This is a genomic window from Flavobacterium chungangensis (assembly GCF_042654045.1).
Classification (GTDB): Bacteria; Bacteroidota; Bacteroidia; order Flavobacteriales; family Flavobacteriaceae; genus Flavobacterium; species Flavobacterium chungangensis.
On the sequence record NZ_JBHSFY010000008.1, the window covers coordinates 49,128 to 70,609 of the forward strand.

Sequence of the window (21,482 nt, forward strand, 5' to 3'; positions counted from 1 at the left end):
TAAAAGGATTATTAAGATTTTTAAATTAAAAACAAAAAAATCTGTGTAAATCTTTTTAATCTGTGGCGAATAAAAAATAAAGCAAAGCCTCAATTTTTTTGAGGCTTTTTCTTTTGATTTTTCCCGAACTTTACATTCTTAAATTACTCAAAAATGAAAGCACTTACCTTTTCTTCTTTTGGAGAATCAGATGTTTTAGAATATATAGAAATCCCTAATCCGCAATTAAAAAAAGATGAAATTTTAGTCGAGATGAAAGCCATCGGACTAAATTTTGCCGATGTTTACCGCCGAAAAGGAAATTATCATTTAAAAGGAAATCCGCCTTTTATTGCAGGTTATGAGGGTGCAGGAATTGTGGTCGATACCAACAATCATCCGGAATACAAAGTTGGTGATCGCGTGGCTTTTGCCGACTCTCCATTTGCCAATGCAGAATTGGTTGCCGTAAATGTAAATCACATTATTCCATTATCTGAGAATATTTCTTTTGAGACTGCAGCTTCTGTTTTGCTTCAGGGCTTAACCGCTCATTATCTTGCTACAGACAGTCACAAAACCCAAAAAGGAGAAACTGTTTTAATACATGCGGTTGCTGGCGGAGTTGGGCAGCTATTAACTCAAATCAGTAAACTTTTGGGTGCAACTGTTATTGGTTTAACCTCATCTGCAGAAAAAGCAAAAATCGGATTTGAACAAGGCGCAGATCACGTTTTTCTTTATAATGACGATTGGAAATCGCAAGTTTTTAAAGTTATTCCAAACGGTGTTGATGCCGTTTATGACAGTATTGGAAGTACTTTGATGGACAGTTTTGAAGTCACTAAAGAATGCGGACAAGTCGTTTTCTTCGGAATGGCGGGCGGAGATCCTGCACCTGTAGATCCTAGAATGCTAATGGACGGTTCTAAAACTTTAACCGGAGGCGATTTATGGAGTTATTTGAATTCTAAAGAAGAACGGATTAAACGTGCAACTCAATTATTCGATTGGATTACAGAAGGAAAGATCAAACTTTCTGAACCAACTTCTTTTAAATTATCAGAAGGAAAATTGGCTCATGATTTTCTAGAAAGCAGAAAAAGCACTGGGAAAATTATTTTGATTCCTTAGCGGATCGTCTTTTTTGTCATCCTGACGAAGGAAGGATCACACACGGAGCTTCACAAAGAATATCTCCAATCTTTGTCGAATTACTAGTGCAATCCTTCCACCGTCAGGATGACAAGGGATACGTTAATAAACCTACAATTGATCAATCTCAATTTTAGTAATTTCAGATAATTCTAAAATTCGACCCACATCTTCTTTATTGGCTACAAAAAACAAGTAATTATCTCCATTTGTATTGTAACTCATTAATTCGAAACCGCGTTTTTCTAGAGCTGATTGAATATAAGGAAACAAATCATGACTGTAGGTTTCTTCCGGATATTCGAAATTAAGATCTTCGCCAATCATTTCAGAAATAAAATATTCAGCATCTTCGGGATCAAATTTCCAGTCACTGTTCCAAGCATCTATGCTTTCAAAAAAATCAAAATGACCATCAACAATATCGTGATATTCATTTGTTCCTTTTTGATAGTCTTTAAAGAGCTTTTTAGATTGTTTTTTTAGCTCTTTTTCTTCGATATTTTCTCTTGAAACTAATTTGATAAATTCTTCAAAAGATTCTAGAGTAGCTTCTACACTTTCTACTAAATTTTCAGACGAAGGAAGTTCGACCGTTTCTGGAATTTCAATATTTAAATATTGGCAGATTCCCTGCAAAACCAATTTAAAATCTCTAATTCCAATTGCTTCACTTTCATTCTTCGGATTATTTACATCCAAGAGTTCGCTTTCCAACAATCCCTTTGTATAATCGAAGAAATGTCTTCCTGAATACAATATTTTAAAATCGTTTACTTCTAAACTATTGGTGCAACAAAAAAAGATTACAAAGTTTTTTATCGAACGTTTAAAAAACTTTTTCTCCTCTGCGGTTGGCTCCGAATAAAACTGAATATGTATAAAATCATATTCTAAACCTTCTTGTATGGCTTCATCTGAAAGAACACCAATATTCACTTTTTTATAAAGCTCGCTTAGAACTTCATACGAATTATTAAAACCAGCTTTTTTAATTTCTTCTTTTCCTTCTTCATGATCGAAAGAACTTGGAAAGAAAAATAAATTTACCATAACATCTTCTTGAATTCCTTTTACTTTAAATTCAAGGCTAGATTCTTGGTTATATAAATACGAATAAATGGGATCGACAACATCAAAAGAAATGATCGATTTTGGATCGTTATTTCTATTAAATAGATTGGAGAAAAAGCTCATAAAAATATCTTGTATAAAAACTAATCGTTTGAATATTTAAAACTCTGATTCATTTTATCAAAAGGAATCACTTCATTGACAATCGATTCTAATTCGAAATCTGTTAATAATCCTCTAGCCGATTCTACGATTTTTGGAGAAACATGTATTTCGTAATCAATAATATCGCGTTCTAAAATAGCGGACAGAATTGTATTTTGCTGTTCTGTCAAATACTTTTTGTGCGATTTAAAAACCGATTTAATGTCATTTCTAAATTCTTCATCAGTAAGTTCATTGTAAACATCTTGTTTCGACATATCGATCAATAAAACTTTGAAGATAAAATCCTGAAGATTTTTTGCCAGATAATTCACTTCGTTCATGTCATGCCAAACAAAAACGATCGGCACATCTCCATTATTTTCTTCGTTTAAAAAAAAACAATAATGATCGCCACCGCCACTTTTAGCGAACGGAATAAATTTAAATTCTGGATTTATATTTCGATAATCTTCTGGATCTTGAAGTTCTTCTATTTCTTCGGCAACCGATTTTAAATTCAATGATTCAAAATCATAGGAATGTAAAAGCAAAGGCGGATTCTCTTTTAAAGTAGGATAAACCTCTGTATACCAATTTGGGCCATATTCACCGACATCAAGCATGCCGTCTGCGTCTAACTGTTTGTATAAGAGCGGAAATTCAAATCCGTATTTTTTTTCGATTTCTTGTATTGTCATCTTTGGGGGAATATTCTATTAAAATCAGAATACTAAGATAACAATCTTTTCCTACATGAAAAGTGCGAAGCCAATTATTTCAAGGATTCCGCAATCATTAAGGCACATTTTTCACCATCAATTGCTGCAGAAATAATTCCGCCCGCATAACCTGCACCTTCTCCGCAAGGATATAAACCTTTGATTTGCAAATGTTCTAAAGTCATAGGATCTCTCGGAATTCTCACTGGAGATGAAGTTCTGCTTTCTGGTGCATGTAAAATTGCTTCGTTAGTTAAATAACCTCGCATTGATTTTCCAAAATCCTGAAATCCCTGACGCATAATCTGAGTTAGAAATCCTGGAAAAACCTGTCCCAATTCTACCGAAGTAGTTCCTGGCACATAAGACGTTTTTGGAATATCTGCAGAAACTTTACTTTGTGTAAAATCAATCATTCTTTGCGCTGGAACTTTTTGAGTTTGTCCAGCCAAATGCCAAGCTTTTTGTTCGATACTTTTTTGAAATTCCATTCCAGCCAAAGCGCCGAATTTGGCAAAAGGCTTAAAATCTTCTAATTTCAATTCGACTACAATTCCAGAATTTGCTGTTGACTGATCCCGTTTTGATGGTGACCAACCATTTGTAACTACCTCTCCTGGACTTGTTGCACATGGCGCGATTACACCTCCTGGACACATACAGAACGAGTACATTCCGCGACCGTTAACTTGTTTTACAATAGAATATGGCGCTGGCGGCAAATGTTCGCCACGGAAATCACAGCTGTATTGAATACTGTCGATTAATTCTTGCGCATGTTCTGCACGAACTCCCAAAGCAAAAGGTTTTGCTTCTATTAAAATTTTCTTTTTGTCTAATAATTCAAAAATATCACGCGCAGAATGTCCTGTTGCCAAAATCAATTTATTGGCGTGAATTTTATCTCCGTTTTGTGTTACGATTCCTTCGACTTCATTATTCTTAACTAAAATATCGTCTACACGAGTTTCAAATAAAACCTGACCTCCAAATTCTCTAATTTTATTTCGGATATCTTCAATAATTTTAGGCAATTTATTAGTTCCAATGTGCGGATGCGCTTCTACCAAAATATCTTCTGAAGCTCCAAAAGCTACTAGAAGTTCTAAAATTCTAGTTACATCACCTCGTTTTTTAGAACGCGTATATAATTTCCCATCAGAATACGTTCCTGCTCCTCCTTCGCCAAAACAATAATTAGAATCTTCATTAACGATGTGTTCGCGGTTTATCGCTTTTAAGTCGCGACGACGGCCTCGAACGTCTTTTCCGCGTTCTAAAACAATTGGTTTCAAACCTAATTCAATTAATTGCAATGCCGCAAAAAGTCCTGCTGGACCAGCGCCAACCACAATAACTTCTTGCGCATTCGAAACATCCTTATATATAGGAAGCTCGATTTTGGTTTCCTGAAAAGGTTCGCCTTTTAAATAAATAAGAACTTTTAAATTAATTTTAATCGCTTTCTGACGTGCATCAATAGAGCGTTTTAAAATTGAAACATGCTGAATTTCTTGAGCAGAAACTTTAATCTGCTTAGACAAATAGTCTTTTAGCAATGATTCGTTTGCAGCAATTTCTGGTGTTACTTGAAGTAAAAGTTCTTTAGGCATTTTTATAAAAAGGTAATTAATATTATTAAAAGATTCTGATCACTAAAAAATATACAATAGCACATAGTGGCGAAATCCCTATTGATATATAATGAAATTTTAAATATCTAAATGAAAGCTCTAATGCCTCTGAATCATCATCTCTAAAAGCTATTCTAACATTTGAAGAAAATCTATACAAATAATAAAGCGGAAAAAAACAAATCGCACTAGCCGTTAAAAAAATGGGTAATAAAGTCATGATCATTATATATCCTACACCTCCGCCTGAAGGAACGTCATCCCAATTAGAAAGATTCATATAGTCACTAATCAAGCTTATAATACTATACGTTACTATAATAAGTCCAATAATAGATATTACATAAACCCAATTTCCAGCCGTTCTCAAATGCTCCTTTGCAGATTCACTCAAGAACAATTCATTTGAATCTAAATTTTCTTCCATTTTATTTTTTTATACTTTTAGATAATTTCAATAAGATCAAAAATAGATTGCAAAAGTACTATTTTGAACTGACTTTATATAATTAACCGCAAAGTGCGCTAAGTTTTGTAAAGGTATGGTTGTAGAAAAACACAAAGTTCGCAAAGCTATGTGTTGATATAGCTTTGCGAACTTTGTATTTTCTAAAAGTAAAGCAAAATTAAATCTTAGCGCACTTTGTGTTTAATTACGTAACAAATTTACTCTTCCTAAAATCTTTACTATTTGTTTTTAGCCACAGATTATTGGGATTAAAAAGATTTATTTAAGAACGGCTATACATACTGTCGTGCGTCTAACCTATTATGGGCACACGTTGCGTAGACGCACTGCAGTGCGTCTCTACACAAAAAAACTTAGAACCTTAGCATCTCAGAATCTTAGAACCTTTAAAAAAGACTTTGTACCTTTGCAACTCTCAACCTTTGCACCTTAAAAAAATGTCTAGAAAAATAAAACTGATTTGGGATTTCCGTGGTCCTGCTTCTGCAAAAACAGCAGAACATCACGAGATTCATTTGAAAGAATATATAGTAATTGAAAAGCTACCTTTAAATATTACAGGATTTAAAATCATAGACGATATGTACGCCATAGCTTTTATGGTTGTAACCGATGAAAATATGATTCAGGTAAGAGATGCTTTGAAACCACATCGTGGGGAAGTTTATAGTGAATAAAATTCCAAAAAAGAAAATTCCAAATTCCAATTACTTAGAAAAATCTCAAATAAAAAATTCCAAATTCCAATGCTTTAGATTGCTTGGAATTTGGAATTTGTATTTTTTAATGTTTAATTATTTTGGAATTTGGAATTTCTAAAATTGGAATTTAATTAGCAACCTCGCTAATAAACTTAATACGCATTAAACGCAATTCGTCTATATCGTAGTCGCCATCAAATTCTTTTAAGGCATCTTCGATTTTATCAGATTCTGATTCCATGAAATAATCGTGGATTTCTTCCTGCTGATCATCATCAAGCATATCATCAATCCAATATTTAATATTTAGTTTGGTTCCAGAATAAACGATTTGCTCCATTTCTTTAATCAGTGCATCCATCGAAAGTCCTTTCGCGGAAGCAATATCACTTAAAGGAAGTTTTCTATCGATATTCTGAATGATATATAATTTATTAGCAGAATTTACTCCAGTAGATTTTACTACCAAATCGTCTGGGCGAATAATATCATTGTCCTCAACATAACGGCTGATTAAAGCAACAAATTCGCTTCCATATTTTTTAGCTTTACCTTCACCAACACCATGAATATTGTATAATTCTTGAATTGTTATCGGATATTTCAAAGCCATATCTTCAATCGAAGGATCTTGGAAAACTACAAATGGAGGCACTCCAAGTTTTTTGGCCACTTTTTTACGAAGTTCACGAAGCATCCCTGTTAAAACCTCATCGGCTGTTCCAGAAGATTTTGATGATGTTACTATTGCTTCATCATCTGCTTCGCTGTATTCATGATCTTCAGACATCATAAATGAAACTGGCTTTTTGATAAAGTCAAGACCTTCTTGCGTAATTTTTATTACTCCATAGGTTTCAATATCTTTTGACAAAAGACCTGTTACTAAAACTTGTCTCAACAAGGCCATCCAATATTTTTCGTCGTGGCCTGAACCTGAACCAAAATAAGGTTGTGTATCTGTTTTGTGCGCTTTAATTACAGCATTAATACGCCCTATTAAAGTAAATACAATTTCTTTTGACTTGTAAATATGTTTCGTATCGCGAACAACTTCCAGCAGCTTAACCACTTCTTCTTTGGCTTCTACTTTATGTTTTGGATTACGAACGTTGTCGTCCATATCGGCACCTTCTCCTGTTTCGCTGTCAAATTCTTCACCGAAATAATGGAGAAGGAATTTTCTACGCGACATTGAAGTTTCGGCGTAAGCCACAACTTCCTGTAAAAGTGCAAAACCAATCTCTTGTTCAGCAACTGGTTTTCCAGACATAAATTTCTCTAGCTTTTCTACATCTTTATACGAGTAATAAGCCAAACAATGTCCTTCTCCGCCATCACGTCCAGCACGACCCGTTTCCTGATAGTAGCTTTCTAATGATTTTGGAATGTCGTGGTGAATTACAAAACGAACATCTGGTTTATCAATTCCCATTCCGAATGCAATTGTTGCTACAACGACATCGACATCTTCCATCAAGAACATATCCTGATGTTTAGCCCGCGTTTTTGCATCCAAACCTGCATGATAAGGAACAGCGCTGATTCCATTTACTTGTAACACTTCGGCAATCGATTCTACTTTTTTACGGCTTAAGCAGTAAATAATTCCAGATTTGCCTTTATGCTGTTTGATAAATCGAATAATATCCGATTCGATATTTTTTGTTTTTGTGCGAACTTCATAATATAAGTTCGGTCTATTGAAAGACGCTTTAAAAGTATTTGCGTCTGACATATCAAGGTTTTTCAGAATATCTTCCTGAACCTTTGGTGTTGCAGTTGCAGTAAGTCCAATAATAGGCACTTTCCCCAGTTGCTTAATTATATTTCTCAGATTTCTGTACTCTGGCCTAAAGTCATGTCCCCATTCTGAGATACAGTGTGCTTCATCGATAGCAACAAAAGAAATAGGCACACTTTGTAAAAAGGCTACATATTCTTCTTTTGTTAATGATTCGGGGGCGACATACAAAAGTTTGGTCAATCCAGACGTAATATCTTTTTTGACTTGTGCAATTTCTGTTTTAGTTAGGGAAGAATTTAATACATGTGCAATTCCATTCTCAGACGAAAGACTTCGAATTGCGTCAACCTGGTTTTTCATCAAAGCAATTAAAGGAGAAACAACAATTGCTGTTCCTTCTTGAATTAAAGCTGGCAGTTGATAGCAAAGAGACTTTCCACCACCAGTCGGCATTATTACGAACGTATTCTTTCTGTCTAGGATACTCGTAATGACTTGCTCTTGCAAGCCTTTAAATTGGCTAAAGCCGAAATACTTCTTTAATTCTTTATGTATTTCAATTTCATTTGAATTCATTCTCTATATTAATGGTATTTTGTATAAATTTGCAACACATAAAGATACAACTTTCTTTTATACATACAAATTTTAAATATTCTGTTTTGATCACAAAAGAAAATATATTGGCGATTGCCAAGAAAACAATACTCTCTGAAAGTGAAGCAATTACAAAACTAATTGATTTTTTGGACGAAAATTTTTACGAAGCTGTCCAACGCATATACGAAACCAAAGGCCGTTTGATCGTGACGGGGATTGGAAAAAGCGCGATCATTGCACAAAAAATGGTGGCTACTTTTAATTCAACCGGAACTCCTTCTATGTTTTTACATGCCGCAGAAGCAATTCACGGCGATTTAGGAATGATTCAAAATGACGACATTATTATCTGCATTTCTAAAAGCGGAAATAGTCCCGAAATCAAAGTCCTTGTTCCTTTATTAAAAAGATTTGGGAATACTTTGATTGCCATTACTGGAAATGTAACTTCATTTTTAGCAAAAGGTTCAGATTTTGTTTTAAATACAACTGTTGACACAGAGGCCTGCCCTATCAATTTAGCTCCGACAAATAGCACAACAGCACAGCTTGTAATGGGTGATGCTTTAGCCGTTTGTCTAATGGAAATGCGTGATTTTAAACCAGAAGATTTTGCAGTTTATCATCCAGGAGGTGCTTTAGGAAAAAAACTATTGCTTCGCGTAAAAGATATGATAGAAAACTCACTAAAACCAGCTGTAGCTCCTGATACATCTGTCAAAAAAGTGATTTTTGAAATCTCTGAAAAAAGATTAGGAGTTACTGCAGTAATTGAAGACAATAAAATTGTTGGAATTATTACCGATGGAGACATCCGAAGAATGCTAAACGACGTAGATACTATTGCGGACTTAACTGCAAGGGATATTATGTCTAAAAATCCAAAAGTAGTTTCGTCTGAAACTATGGCTGTCGATGCTTTAAATATTTTAGAAGACTACTCTATTACACAGCTAATTGTTTCTGACGAAGGAACGTACAAAGGCGTTTTACATTTACATGACATTTTAAAAGAAGGAATCGTATAATGGCAAAAAAAAATCTTGGCGAAATGTCATTTTTGGATCATCTTGAAGAACTAAGATGGTTATTGGTTAGAAGTACACTTGCAACATGCATCATGGCATTTGTTACTTATTTTATTAGTGATTATTTATTTGATCAAATTATTTTAGGTCCGATAAGACCAACATTCTTTACCTATGTTTGGTTTTGCGACTTATCGCATCAGCTAGGTTTTGCTGACAGCATTTGCATCACAGAACTGAATTTTATTATTCAGAATACCGAAATGGAAGGTCAGGTTAACATCTTTGTATGGATGTGTCTTCTGGCTGGTTTCATATTGAGTTTCCCTTATATTTTATGGGAAATCTGGAAGTTCATCAGTCCGGCTCTTTATGAGAAAGAAAGAAAGAATGCAAAATTATTCATTTTTGTCTCTTCATTACTTTTCTTTTTAGGAGTATTATTTGGCTATTTTGTTGTAATTCCGATGTCGGTAAACTTCGTTGCAACTTTCTCTATAAGTGATGTTGTAAAAAACCAATTTACTCTAGAATCTTATATGGGAATGGTTAAAACGAGTATTCTTGGAAGCGCAATCTTTTTTGAACTTCCAATTGCTATTTATTTCTTAACAAAATTAGGATTAGTAACTCCTGAATTCTTAAGAAAGTATTGGAAATATGCTGTAGTCCTTATTTTGGTTATCGCAGCTATTGTTACACCTCCAGATGTAGTAAGTCAAACCATTGTAGCAATTCCGATGTTGATTATTTACGAAGTAAGTATTTTGATTTCGAAAGTTGTTTACAGAAATAAATTAAAAGAAAATGTCTGATATAATTCAAGAATTTAACGATTATCGTTCTAAAATGAACGAAAAACTGCTTGCTGACAATAACAAAATTGTAAAGCGAATTTTTAATCTTGACACTAATGCTTATGCTGAAGGCGCTCTTGATGTAAAAACAAAAGAACTTTTGGGTCTAGTAGCATCAACTGTTTTAAGATGTGACGACTGTGTAAAATACCATTTAGAAACCAGCTATAAAGAAGGCGTTTCTAAAGAAGAAATGATGGAAGCAATGGGAATCGCAACTCTAGTTGGAGGAACAATTGTGATTCCTCATTTAAGAAGAGCTTATGAATTCTGGGAAGCTCTTGAAGAGCAAGGCAAATAATTAGAGAATGAGATAATTAGTCCATTAGATAATTTTCATATGATATGTTAATTCGTTTAATTGATTAATTTATTTTATTTTATTTTGCCAACAGAGATAATAATTATCTCATTATCAAATTGACACATTATCTAATTAAGATATTATCTAATTAAAAAAAATGAAGCTAAGAGCCGATAATTTAATCAAAACCTATAAAGGACGTAGTGTTGTAAAAGGGATTTCTGTTGAAGTAAATCAAGGAGAAATCGTGGGGCTTTTGGGTCCGAATGGAGCTGGAAAAACAACTTCTTTTTACATGATTGTGGGATTGGTAAAACCAAATCAAGGAAACATCTATCTTGACGATTTGAACATTACTGATTACCCAATGTACAAACGTGCACAGCAAGGAATTGGTTATTTGGCACAAGAAGCTTCCGTATTTAGAAAATTAAGCATTGAAGATAATATCTTGAGCGTTTTACAATTGACTAAACTTTCTAAAGAAGAACAGATTGCTAAAATGGAAAGTTTAATCGAAGAATTCAGTTTAGAACACATTCGCACCAACCGAGGCGATTTACTTTCTGGAGGTGAGCGTCGTCGTACAGAGATTGCCCGTGCATTGGCAACCGATCCTAAATTTATTTTATTGGATGAACCTTTTGCAGGAGTTGACCCAGTTGCAGTTGAAGATATTCAGCGAATTGTAGCGCAATTGAAAAACAAAAACATCGGAATCTTAATTACCGATCACAACGTTCAGGAAACATTAGCGATTACCGACAAAACATACTTAATGTTTGAAGGAGGAATTCTTAAAGCAGGAGTTCCAGAAGAATTGGTAGAAGACGAAATGGTTCGTAGAGTTTATCTTGGACAAAACTTCGAGCTTCGTAAAAAGAAATTAGAATTTTAAGAAAAGTGATCAGTGTTCAGATTTTTAGTAATCAGTTCACAAAAATAATTTAGAATCAGTTTTTTAGTATTCAGTTTTGAACTGAGACTAAAAAACTGATTTTTTTTGATAAAGACTGAATACTAAAAACCTAAACTTTTGTAATAATTGTTATTTTAGTTTTTGAAATAAATTTAAAAAAGTGTTCAGTATTCAGATTTTTAGTAATCAGTTCACAAAAATAACTTAGAATCAGTTTTTTAGTATTCAGTTTTGAACTGAGACTAAAAAACTGTTTTTTTTTGATAACGACTGAATACTAAAAATCTGAAAACTGATCACTATTACTCAACTGTAATAAAATGCAATTGCTCTAAATCGCCATTGTAGATATTAACATCAACTCGGTGTTTGATTCCTGGCAGAGAAGCTTTTTCTGTAAACTGCCAAAACAGCCAATCATCTTCAATTTTTTCTCTGTAGAAATTATAATTGGCAATCCAGAAAAGATATTCGCTAAACTCTTCTTTTAAAAAATCTGAATAATATCGTTCTCCAGAATAAATTATTGGACGAACTTGGTAGTGTTTTTCGACTTTATTCAACCAACGTTTCAGCCCTTTTTTCAAACTATCTAAAGGCTGATTTTTAGGTAATTTTTCGATATCTAAAACTGGCGGAAGATCTCCCTTTTGTAATTTTACTGTTTTGATAAAAAGATCTGCTTGTTCTATAGAATTTTCGTTAGGACGATAATAATGATATGCGCCACGCATGATTTTATTTTCTTTTGCTCCTTCCCAATTTCTTTTGAATTGTCTATCTACACGATCATTCCCTGCAGTTGCACGAATAAAAACAAATTGAACTGGGTATTTTTCATCTAAAATTTCGACTTCTTCCCAATCGACTTTTCCCTGAAATTCGGACACGTCGATTCCAATTACTTTTCCTTTATGATTTTCAAGAACTCGAATATTTCGAACATCAGAAAGGTGCTTGTCAACCGCATCTTCATCTAAAACCTTTTCTGTTTTAAAACCTAAATAATAAGCAAGCCCTTTGCGATAATGATAAATTATCCCAATGAATAAAAGTCCGAAAAAAATCAATAAAAGTCCTCGAAAAAGTCTGCTCAGAAAAGATCTTCCAGCTGGTTTTCTTGAATATGTTTTACGATAAGTCGTTTTTCTTGCCATTAAACAGAATTACTTTTTCAGAAATAGATTATTGATAATAGACAGTAAAACGTAGAAAACAATAATCAGCGGAATTGCGATGTAGTGAAGTAATACCCCTAACAATACTGAAACAATCAAAAATACGATTTGAAGTGCATTGTCTTTTAAGCTGAATTTTTTAATTTTTAAAGAAAATAATGGAATTTCAGCATTCATAATGTAAGCGCTACCCAAAGTAACAAGTAATAAAACCCACTGATTTGTCAATAATTCAAGAATTACAAGAGACGAATCTGCATACATATCCAGAACTATTTGCAAACTAATAATAAAAATGGCATTTGCAGGAGTTGGCAAACCAATAAACGAATCTGTCTGACGAGTATCGATATTAAAGTTGGCTAATCTGTAGCAGGCACCTAAAGTTATAATAAATCCTAAAAAGGGAACAATTGCTTGATTTCCTAGTTGATCACCGCCTCTAGCAAACATACTGTACATGACGTAACCTGGTACAACGCCACTTGTTACCATATCTGCCAAAGAATCCAACTGTAACCCAAGCGGACTTGAAACTTTAAATAATCTGGCAAAAAAACCATCGAAGAAATCAAAAAAAATTCCTAAGCAAACCATGTAAAAAGCCATTAAAAAATCTCCTTTAGAGACAAAAACAACTGCGACACAGCCACAGAAAAGATTGATTAATGTAATTAGATTTGGTATATGCTTTTTAATATTCATAGTTTAAAGTTTTGATAATGGAAGAGAACAAATTTAGTATAATAACTCGATGCAAAACGAGTTTTTTCGAGAGTTTTTTATTTCAAAGTATGACTTTCGGAATATTTAGCTAAAGGAACTTATTAGATGAGTAAAATATTATATTTTTGATAAAAATTTAAAAACAGGCCTCGATCTGCAAAAACATATACGTTGAAGAAATATTTAGTGTTTTTATTACTTTGGAGTTGTACTTTTCAGTATGCACAAACTGTTCGAAAATATTCGAATGAATTTATGAATATTGGTGTCGATGCCGCGGCTCTTGGAATGGCAAGTGCTGTAACTGCTTCTAGCAATGATGTAAATGCTGTTTACTGGAATCCTGCAGGTTTAACGCATCTTGAAGATCATCAAATAGCTTTAATGCACGCCAGCTACTTTGCTAATATTGCGCAATACGATTACATAGGCTACGCAAGCCCCATTGACGACAGAAGTGCTTGGGGAATTTCGATGATTCGTTTTGGAGTAGACGATATCATGGATACCACACAATTGATCGATAATCAAGGAAATATAGATTATAATAGAATCAGTCTTTTCTCTACTGCAGATTATGGTTTTACTTTTTCTTATGCTCGAAAACTGCCTGTTGATGGATTTCAATATGGTGTAAATGCAAAAGTAATTCGAAGAGTAATTGGAAAATTTGCTAATTCTTGGGGATTTGGATTTGATATTGGACTTCAATTTGAAAGAAACGATTGGAAATTTGGTTTAATGCTTCGAGACATTACCACAACTTACAACATTTGGAATATTGATGAAGAAGAATATGCCAAAATCGCTAATGCAATTCCAGGAGAAAATAACGAATTGCCAGAAAGCACAGAAATAACACTGCCAAAAGCACAATTAGGAGTTTCAAAAAGGTTTGATTTTCATAACGAATGCAGTCTAGTGACATCTGCAAATCTAAATATGCGATTTGAACAGACAAATGATATCATTTCTTCAAAACCCATAAGTATAGACCCAGCTCTAGGGTTTGAGTTTGGGTATACCGATTTGGTTTTCGTTCGAGCCGGTGCAGGAAATTTTCAGAATGTAACACAATTGGACAATACTGAAAAAGTAAACTTCCAGCCTAATATCGGTTTAGGATTTCGATATAAAGGCATACAAATTGATTATGCCTTAACTGATTTAGGAAATCAAAGCACCGCGTTGTATTCTAATATTTTTTCGCTGAAAGTAGATTTAGGTATCTTTAGATAATAATTAGAAACCAAAAAACATTAAAATTTTAAATCATGAAAACTGTCATGTCCAAAAAAGCACTTTTTATTTTATTATTCTTATCCAGTTTTATTGGTTTCAGCCAAAGTTTAGCTTTATCTAAAGACGCTAAAATTAGCATTCTGACTTGTGGCCTTGGAAACGAAACGTATTCTTATTTCGGACACACAGGAATTAGAGTTTTAGATCCTGGAAACAATTTTGACGTTGTTTACAATTACGGAACTTTTGATTTTAGAACTCCAAATTTTGTTCTAAAGTTCGCAAAAGGAGATCTTCAATATTTTGCAACAGTACACTCTTATGCAGATTTTTTTAATGAATACACTTATGAAAAAAGAAGTATTTATGAGCAGGAATTACTGATTTCTCAAGATTTAAAACAAAAACTTTTCGACCAATTAAATGCAGTTTTAGCTTCTGACGAGCGTTATTATACTTACAAATTTATCGATAAAAACTGCACTTCGATGGTTGTTGATGTGGTAAATAAAACTTTAGGTGGAAATGTAATTGCCAAAACAGAAGATACAGACCAAACCTATCGCTCTATTCTGTTTCCTTACTTTGATGGTCATTTCTACGATCAGTTGGGAACAAGCATTATTTTTGGAACGAAAGTAGATCAAATGGGAACAAGAATTTTTCTTCCATTTGAATTGAAAAACAGTTTAGACAAAACTACTTTCCAAAATAAACCTTTAGCAGCAAAAAGCAAAACGTTGTTAGAATTTACAAAAGAGACTCCAAAATCTTTGTGGAATAATATTTACACGTATCTTTTTATTTTACTTTTTGTAATCTTCGCCAGAAACAAAACAGTCGATAAAATCTACTTTTTGATTTTATCTCTTATTGGAATATTCTTTGTTATTATGGGATTTTATTCTTTTCACCAAGAACTAGCAATGAATTATAATGTATTATTATTCAGTCCGCTTTTATTGCTTTTAGTATTCTTTTCAATTTTCAAAAACAAATTATGGACGTATCGATTTTCGTTAATCAATTTTGTCCTTTTAGTAATTTACTTTTTGTTTTTGATTAACAAAGCGCATTTCTTTATCACTTTACCACTAATCATTACAAGCGGAGTGGTTTTAGTGCGAACAGCTATTCGCAACAAAAAACCAATTCCGATTATAATCTAAAAAATATTATTGACCTCTGTAGAACAAAACCGTAGTAATGGTTTTGAAAGTGATACTCAAATCAAGAAAAACACTTCTGTGCTTGATGTAGTATAGATCATATTGAAGTTTAATCAAACTCTCATCTATAGATTCTCCATAAGAATAATTAACCTGTGCCCATCCTGTAAGTCCAGGCTTAATTACATGACGCGTTTCATAAAAAGGCATTACAGCTGCGATTTCTTCAACAAAGAAAGGACGCTCAGGCCTAGGGCCAATTACGCCCATATCTCCTTTTAAAACATTAATAAATTGAGGCAGTTCATCGATTCTTGACTTTCGCATAAATTTACCAAACGGAGTAACCCTTTTATCATTATGAACAGCAAAAACAGCTCCATTGGTTTCTGAATTCTCTGTCATAGTTCTAAACTTATAAATCTTAAAAACATCTCCATTTTTCCCTACTCTTTCTTGAGTATAAAAAAGGCTTCCTTTATTTGCAAAGATATTGCACAGAAAAATTATTGGTATAAAAACTAGAGATATTAATAACCCCAAAATAGAGAACATGATTTCTATAAGCCGAACAAAAGACAAATAAAGTTTATTACTATTACTTCTGCTGAAAGGAAAAAATCTATAAAAATCTTTTTCTATATGATGAACCGGGATTCGTTGTGTTTTACTCTCGAAAACCTGGGTATATTCTCTTATAATGATTCCTTTTTCTAATAAATGAAGCAATTGCTGATATAAATCTGGAGTGATACCATCTGTATTTTGAGAAGCGATAATGATTTCTGAAACATGATGTGTCGATACAAAATGTTTTAAAGCATCCTTCTTTAATTCTTTTACATAATGAAAATCCAGATTTTCTTCAGCTGTGGAATCGGAGTTTACAAAAGCAATAATTTTATAATGAGGATCAACCTTCTCTAATTCTAAAACTAATTCTTCAACTTCGCTTTGGTCACAAATCAAAACTACACTTTGAGAAAAACGATGAGAGGCTAGAAAGTAGCAGTAAAATAAACGCCATATCAACAGGGTAATTAATATTGTAAAGTAAAATATTAGTATAACGAGTCTCTGTTTAGGCAATACAGGAGAAAGAATTGGTGTAAACAAATAAGCCAGAACAGTAGCACTTACAGTAAAAACGACATTCTGCAGAATCTGAAGCTGATTGCTTGCCACTTGTAAATTATAAATTTCAAAAATTACTCCGAAACTATAGAGATAGGCAATTAGTAAAAGAATACTTAACGAGCTGTGAATATCAAATTCAAAATAATTATAGTCGAATATTGCGCTTAATAGATATAACGCGGATAAAATAAAAATAGCATCGAAAGAAAGAAGCAATATTTTCCTTTCTGAAATTTCAAAATGCATTTTCTTTTTTGAGAACATCATTTGTAGGTTTTAATTGGGTTAGGGCAAAGCAAATGTATCGCAAAAAATTATAACTAATCTATTAATTTTCTGTTTCTTCAGGAATTTTCACTTGCACAAAAAGAAGCGATAATGCATATACAAATGCAGGGGCTGCTGTTCGCATTGCCGCGTGATTAATTGTTAGGAGCCAAAAAAAATAAAATGATAAAAAATATAAATGCTGTTTATTTTCAATATAAAATACAAAGGGAGTAACTCCAATTATTAACAATGCGAAAATACCCATTAATCCATGTTCAGAAAAAAGTCTAGTTACTTCGTTATGTGAAGCAATTGCTATTCCAAGCTGATCTGCTCTTTTTTCTTTACTAAGCCCAACACCTACCCCTACAATGGGATTTTCTAAAAAAAGCACAATATCAGCATCCATTATTTCTTCTCTACCTCCTAGCCTATCTTTCTTTTCTCTTCCTATCGCATCTTTATTAGCATATCTTTTCTCTATAAGACCTCTTGTTTGAAAAGAACTATATACCCAAACACCTATTCCTAAAGTAATTGTTAAAACAAAAACTAGAGCAAATTTACTTCTACCTTTTGCATTTGAAAAATAATACAATAAAAATAACAGGCAAATAATCATAACTACACCAGTAATAATTCCTCCTCTAGAAAAGGTGACAATCCCTCTATAACTTATGAAAACTAATAATCCTCCATTTATTAATAATTCTATTTTAGATTTTGAAAACAAAATTACTTGCGTAAAGAAAATAAACATTCCCAATCCCAATATTGTAGACACCTGATTTGGCCCAAAACCTCCAGAGGTCTCAAAATTTGATTGAGTTCCCGTTACAACATCTTGTATATTGGGAGTATAAAGAAACAAATATACAGTTGTCGAAATGATAGGAAATCCCATAACTAATAATAACTTTTGAATATTATCAAAAGTTATTTTTCTCCCAAATGCGTATATTGAGCACATTGCTAAACAAACTGGTCCAGATAAATTAAAAAATAAAACTTTTTTAACATCTGTTCCTGCATCCTGATAATTAGCAGTAATAAGAATAGAAGGAACCAGCAGTATGAAAAAAAACAAATAAATTAATGCACTTTTTGAAAAATTGCTATATATCATACCAAGGAACATAAAACCAATAACACAAAATTTCGCATATTCATTGTTAAAATTTCCTCCTGTCATTCGAAGGAAAACCTCAGCTCCCACCAGATATGCACTAACAAAAAGCACCTCATTGTTCCTGTTTTTGTTTCTAATGATTAAAATAACGCCTATTAAAACAATTAACAAAGCATATATTTTTGAAAAAAAAGGAATAACAAAAATAATTAATGCTAATAATGCATGAAAAATGATTATGGCTAAATAACTAAGTTTTGTGTTTTTCATTGTAAAGTATTTACTTTCTAATAGCAGTTAAAGATTTTAACCATATTAGGTACTCTTTTAAAATTGATTCTTCACCAAAATTTTCATTTACATAAAAATTTAACTGGTTTCCTAATGATCTACGAATGTGTTGATTCTCAATCAATATTTGAATTGAATCTACAAATTGACTTAAATTATCAGAATCTATTATCACCCCTTCTTTAGAGGAAGGAATAACTTTTGAAATTTCACCAACATTGGTTGCTACAACAGGTAAATTAGCTAGTCCATATTCTAAAACAGCCAAAGGAAGTCCTTCTGAAAGGGAAGTTAAAACTGCTATTTCGCTTTGTTTTAACAATTGCTGGACGTTATTTACTGCTCCATAAAAAAATACATTTTCAGAAAGCCCTTTTTCTTTAACCAGTTCTAATAAATTAGCACTATAGGAATCATTAAAATCCTTTCCCACTAAATGAAATGTCCATTCTGGAAATTTTTCATGAATTTCCTTTGCTCCTTTAATCAATAACTCATGATTCTTTTGAGGGCGTAAATTTGCAACACAGATTATTCTTTTGCCGTCTATTCCTTTTAACTGAAAACTATCAAAAAAAACAGTTGGTTTGATTATAAAGTTTGGAAAATAAATAAGGTTTTTACAATTCAAATAATTCTGAGCCCATTTTTGTAGAGAATCGTTTACAGAGATAATTCCTAAAAAGAGAAAAGATGAAAATTTTAATGTCAAATTTTTTCGTAATGAAAGATTTTGCGAAATTCCATAATGGTCATGCCAGATTATTTTAATCCATGGCATTGTTATTTTTACTAAAACTGCAATAAAAAAAGAAGAACTATGCGCATGAATAAAACCAACTTTATTTCTTTTGACATAATTTCTTAATCTAAAAATTGCTCTTAAATCTATAGCAGATTTTTTTTTCAAGAATAAATATTTAACTTTTGGATCCACATGCTCTAAAAGTAAACCTTCATTTCGTGTTGATATTAATCCTGAAAACTCTATTTTATTAGCAAGTGAATTTGCATAATTTACAGCCATACGTTCTGCACCACCAACCTCTAAAGAATCTATAATCTGTACAATTCTCATTTTATCATCAATTTAGCAATTTCATTTTCAAAAACATCTGTAGTAAAACTGCGAGACCATTCTGTAGCTAGTTGGCTTTTCTTTAAAAAGGAATTTTGATTAATTATTAAATTCTCTATCTGTTCTATATCTTTATTCAAATCCATTTCAAGTAAAACCCCGCGTTTATCGGAATCTAGCATATATGGAACACACGAAACTTTTGTAGCAATTGGAACGCACCCCCAGAACATTCCTTCTGCAATGGCTTTTGGCCATCCTTCACTTTTTGAAGGTAAAATTACAAAATGACTCTTTTGATAAGCTGCTTTCAACGTTTCTTTGTTCTGATTCCCTTTTAAAATGACATACTTCTCCAATTTATTCCTCTGAATATAATTTTCTAGAGAATCTCTTTCTAAACCCTCACCATACAAATCTAATGTTACATTATGTCCATTCTTTAGCAATGCCATAATTAATTTAACAGCATATAATGGTTTTTTACCAGCCACTAAACTTCCAACAAAAACAAACTTTATTCCGTTCTTAAAATCAGCTTTGTCAAAGCTGATTTTTTCAGATTCTGAATAAGTAGCTGTAAAAAATGACTTTATATTCTTTGATTGATTTCCCCAATCTCCATACACTAAAACCTGCATATTTCTTGTTAGAAATGTATTACTAAGTATCCATTTTTGCAAACGATAGCTCCAAGACTGTTTACTTTTAGAATCCCAGTTCCCAGCATATTTAGCTGTTTTAATTTTATTTGGAAAAAGAACCTGAACAAAGCAACCAATTAGACCCATGTTTCCTGGGCATCTTAAATGAATATGATCTGCTGTTTTCATTGCCCAAAAGATCTTCCAAAAAATTAATGGTAGCTTTAATATCGTTAAAACAACTTCTCCCACACCTGTTAAATTAAAGCTTAGAGTCTTTTTAAAACTAATATTAAAATGAGTGTAGGCAAGATCTATAGCTGTTGGGTCTCCTTCCGATAAAGGAGCAACTACTATAATTTTATCTGCATATTTCAGCCAAATGTTCATTTCGCGAACATATGGGGCATAACCGAAATATTTATTATTATTTTTTAAATGCCTAACATGGCTAATTATGACAAACTTCATTTAAATCTAGAAAAACTAATCTAATTGCTTTGACTTAAAAGTCATAAAATTAGATTCATTATTAATTTTCATCTCTTTAAGGTACAAGTTGCTAAGAAATTCACTCACAATTTTTTTATTTCCCTCTCCTTTTATACTTTTTCCAATAAAAGCACTTTTGTTGTAATATTGATCTCCTCCTTCTCCCATGTCAAATCCATAAACTTCGAGCGGTTTATTTGCTTTAAAAGCCAAAACAGAAGCAATTAGCAATGTATTAAAACCAGAGTTAATACTTTTATATGTAAAATCAAATTCTTTTTGAAGAGTTAAAAGGAGCTCTTCATTAAGTGATTCGGAACTTTTACAAAAATTGAAATTTGTGATTAAAAATTCTCTTTTTAAGCGAGATTTATTAGTTATATAATTATAAACTTTTTTAAATGAAATATAGTTCGTTTGCGAATTATTGTTGAAAATCCAAAATATTGTTCCTTTCCATTTTTCAGTTCCTTTAAAAGATTTCAAATATTTAACTAGATAAAAATTATCATGCACTATATAAATGTGTGGTTTTGAGTTCACAATATTTATAGAATCGTTACAACAAAAATAAAGAGTCTCATCATCTAAATTTAATTTCGTGGCACTTGGTCCACTTGCAACAACAGCAATTTTTTTATACTGCTCGATTTGAAAGTAATCACAAATAGAAGTTAAGGAATCGTAATTATCATATTCGCTCTTTCTTTTGATAACCGAACTTGTGTAAGGTTTAACAATATGATAGAAATAAATATAATTTCTCTTTCGAAAAAGTGAGAATAAATTCATA

20 protein-coding genes are annotated in these 21,482 nt (G+C 32.4%); 8 read left to right on the top strand and 12 right to left on the bottom strand.

Features of this window, described 5'->3' with window-relative positions; genetic code table 11:
* Window positions 1-153 precede the first annotated feature (153 nt).
* Window positions 154-1,113 (top strand): quinone oxidoreductase family protein, encoded by a 960-nt coding sequence (locus tag ACFO3N_RS14000; RefSeq protein WP_379798649.1) that lies wholly within the window; start codon window positions 154-156, stop codon window positions 1,111-1,113.
* Between the two features lie 132 nt (window positions 1,114-1,245).
* Here ACFO3N_RS14000 and ACFO3N_RS14005 read toward each other — a convergent pair whose 3' ends face one another.
* The 4 genes from ACFO3N_RS14005 to ACFO3N_RS14020 all read right to left on the bottom strand — a co-directional run bounded on the left by ACFO3N_RS14005 (window position 1,246) and on the right by ACFO3N_RS14020 (window position 5,135).
* Window positions 1,246-2,331, bottom strand: coding sequence for a DUF6630 family protein (locus ACFO3N_RS14005; protein WP_379798651.1), 1,086 nt, complete (start codon window positions 2,329-2,331; stop codon window positions 1,246-1,248).
* A gap of 20 nt (window positions 2,332-2,351) precedes the next feature.
* A complete protein-coding gene (locus tag ACFO3N_RS14010; protein ID WP_379798653.1) occupies window positions 2,352-3,053 on the bottom strand; it encodes an SMI1/KNR4 family protein in 702 nt (233 codons plus the stop codon).
* A 74-nt stretch (window positions 3,054-3,127) separates the two neighbouring features.
* Window positions 3,128-4,687, bottom strand: a complete 1,560-nt coding sequence (locus ACFO3N_RS14015) for an NAD(P)/FAD-dependent oxidoreductase (RefSeq protein WP_379798655.1) — start codon at window positions 4,685-4,687, stop codon at window positions 3,128-3,130.
* A 25-nt stretch (window positions 4,688-4,712) separates the two neighbouring features.
* Window positions 4,713-5,135 carry a hypothetical protein gene (locus ACFO3N_RS14020; RefSeq protein WP_379798658.1) on the bottom strand — a complete coding sequence of 141 codons (423 nt, stop codon included), beginning with the start codon at window positions 5,133-5,135 and terminating at the stop codon, window positions 4,713-4,715.
* Window positions 5,136-5,614: 479 nt separating this feature from the next.
* Here ACFO3N_RS14020 and ACFO3N_RS14025 point away from each other — a divergent pair, with 479 nt between their 5' ends.
* On the top strand, window positions 5,615-5,854 hold the full coding sequence (locus ACFO3N_RS14025; protein WP_250837385.1) for a hypothetical protein: 240 nt from the start codon (window positions 5,615-5,617) through the stop codon (window positions 5,852-5,854).
* A 151-nt stretch (window positions 5,855-6,005) separates the two neighbouring features.
* Here ACFO3N_RS14025 and recQ read toward each other — a convergent pair whose 3' ends face one another.
* Window positions 6,006-8,201, bottom strand: a complete 2,196-nt coding sequence (gene recQ / locus ACFO3N_RS14030) for a DNA helicase RecQ (protein WP_379798660.1) — start codon at window positions 8,199-8,201, stop codon at window positions 6,006-6,008.
* Window positions 8,202-8,287: 86 nt separating this feature from the next.
* Between recQ and ACFO3N_RS14035 the strand changes: the two genes are divergently transcribed.
* The 4 genes from ACFO3N_RS14035 (at window position 8,288) to lptB (ending at window position 11,312) form a co-directional block, all read left to right on the top strand.
* Window positions 8,288-9,253 carry a KpsF/GutQ family sugar-phosphate isomerase gene (locus tag ACFO3N_RS14035; RefSeq protein ID WP_379798662.1) on the top strand — a complete coding sequence of 322 codons (966 nt, stop codon included), beginning with the start codon at window positions 8,288-8,290 and terminating at the stop codon, window positions 9,251-9,253.
* Window positions 9,253-10,068: a twin-arginine translocase subunit TatC gene (gene tatC, locus ACFO3N_RS14040; protein WP_095929369.1), complete on the top strand. Its 816-nt coding sequence runs from the start codon at window positions 9,253-9,255 to the stop codon at window positions 10,066-10,068. Before ACFO3N_RS14035 ends, tatC begins: the two co-directional genes overlap by 1 nt.
* Window positions 10,061-10,411, top strand: a complete 351-nt coding sequence (locus ACFO3N_RS14045; RefSeq protein WP_223708414.1) for a carboxymuconolactone decarboxylase family protein — start codon at window positions 10,061-10,063, stop codon at window positions 10,409-10,411. Before tatC ends, ACFO3N_RS14045 begins: the two co-directional genes overlap by 8 nt.
* Before the next feature lie 160 nt (window positions 10,412-10,571).
* Window positions 10,572-11,312 carry an LPS export ABC transporter ATP-binding protein gene (gene lptB / locus ACFO3N_RS14050; protein ID WP_029272155.1) on the top strand — a complete coding sequence of 247 codons (741 nt, stop codon included), beginning with the start codon at window positions 10,572-10,574 and terminating at the stop codon, window positions 11,310-11,312.
* A 323-nt stretch (window positions 11,313-11,635) separates the two neighbouring features.
* Here the strand turns inward: lptB and ACFO3N_RS14055 are convergent, their stop codons facing one another.
* Window positions 11,636-12,490, bottom strand: a complete 855-nt coding sequence (locus ACFO3N_RS14055; protein WP_095929366.1) for a glycoside hydrolase family 25 protein — start codon at window positions 12,488-12,490, stop codon at window positions 11,636-11,638.
* A 9-nt stretch (window positions 12,491-12,499) separates the two neighbouring features.
* The gene (locus ACFO3N_RS14060; protein WP_095929365.1) at window positions 12,500-13,216 is read right to left on the bottom strand and encodes a CDP-alcohol phosphatidyltransferase family protein; all 717 of its coding nucleotides are present in this window, start codon (window positions 13,214-13,216) and stop codon (window positions 12,500-12,502) included.
* A gap of 192 nt (window positions 13,217-13,408) precedes the next feature.
* Between ACFO3N_RS14060 and ACFO3N_RS14065 the strand changes: the two genes are divergently transcribed.
* Together ACFO3N_RS14065 and ACFO3N_RS14070 are read left to right on the top strand one after the other, a co-directional pair.
* Window positions 13,409-14,476, top strand: coding sequence for a putative type IX sorting system protein PorV2 (locus ACFO3N_RS14065; RefSeq protein WP_465254289.1), 1,068 nt, complete (start codon window positions 13,409-13,411; stop codon window positions 14,474-14,476).
* Window positions 14,477-14,511: 35 nt separating this feature from the next.
* Window positions 14,512-15,648 (top strand): lipoprotein N-acyltransferase Lnb domain-containing protein, encoded by a 1,137-nt coding sequence (locus ACFO3N_RS14070; protein ID WP_379798665.1) that lies wholly within the window; start codon window positions 14,512-14,514, stop codon window positions 15,646-15,648.
* Window positions 15,649-15,654: 6 nt separating this feature from the next.
* On the opposite strand, the gene ACFO3N_RS14075 is transcribed toward ACFO3N_RS14070, so the two are convergent.
* The 5 genes from ACFO3N_RS14075 to ACFO3N_RS14095 form a co-directional block, all read right to left on the bottom strand.
* Complete coding sequence (locus ACFO3N_RS14075) at window positions 15,655-17,049, bottom strand: sugar transferase (protein WP_379798926.1); 1,395 nt, start codon at window positions 17,047-17,049, stop codon at window positions 15,655-15,657.
* 64 nt (window positions 17,050-17,113) lie between these two features.
* On the bottom strand, window positions 17,114-18,454 hold the full coding sequence (locus ACFO3N_RS14080) for an O-antigen ligase family protein (RefSeq protein ID WP_379798667.1): 1,341 nt from the start codon (window positions 18,452-18,454) through the stop codon (window positions 17,114-17,116).
* A 10-nt stretch (window positions 18,455-18,464) separates the two neighbouring features.
* Window positions 18,465-19,553 carry a glycosyltransferase gene (locus ACFO3N_RS14085; RefSeq protein WP_379798669.1) on the bottom strand — a complete coding sequence of 363 codons (1,089 nt, stop codon included), beginning with the start codon at window positions 19,551-19,553 and terminating at the stop codon, window positions 18,465-18,467.
* The gene (locus tag ACFO3N_RS14090; protein ID WP_379798671.1) at window positions 19,550-20,668 is read right to left on the bottom strand and encodes a glycosyltransferase; all 1,119 of its coding nucleotides are present in this window, start codon (window positions 20,666-20,668) and stop codon (window positions 19,550-19,552) included. Before ACFO3N_RS14090 ends, ACFO3N_RS14085 begins: the two co-directional genes overlap by 4 nt.
* 15 nt (window positions 20,669-20,683) lie before the next feature.
* Window positions 20,684-21,481, bottom strand: coding sequence for a hypothetical protein (locus ACFO3N_RS14095; RefSeq protein WP_379798673.1), 798 nt, complete (start codon window positions 21,479-21,481; stop codon window positions 20,684-20,686).
* Between the last annotated feature and the right edge of the window lies 1 nt (window position 21,482).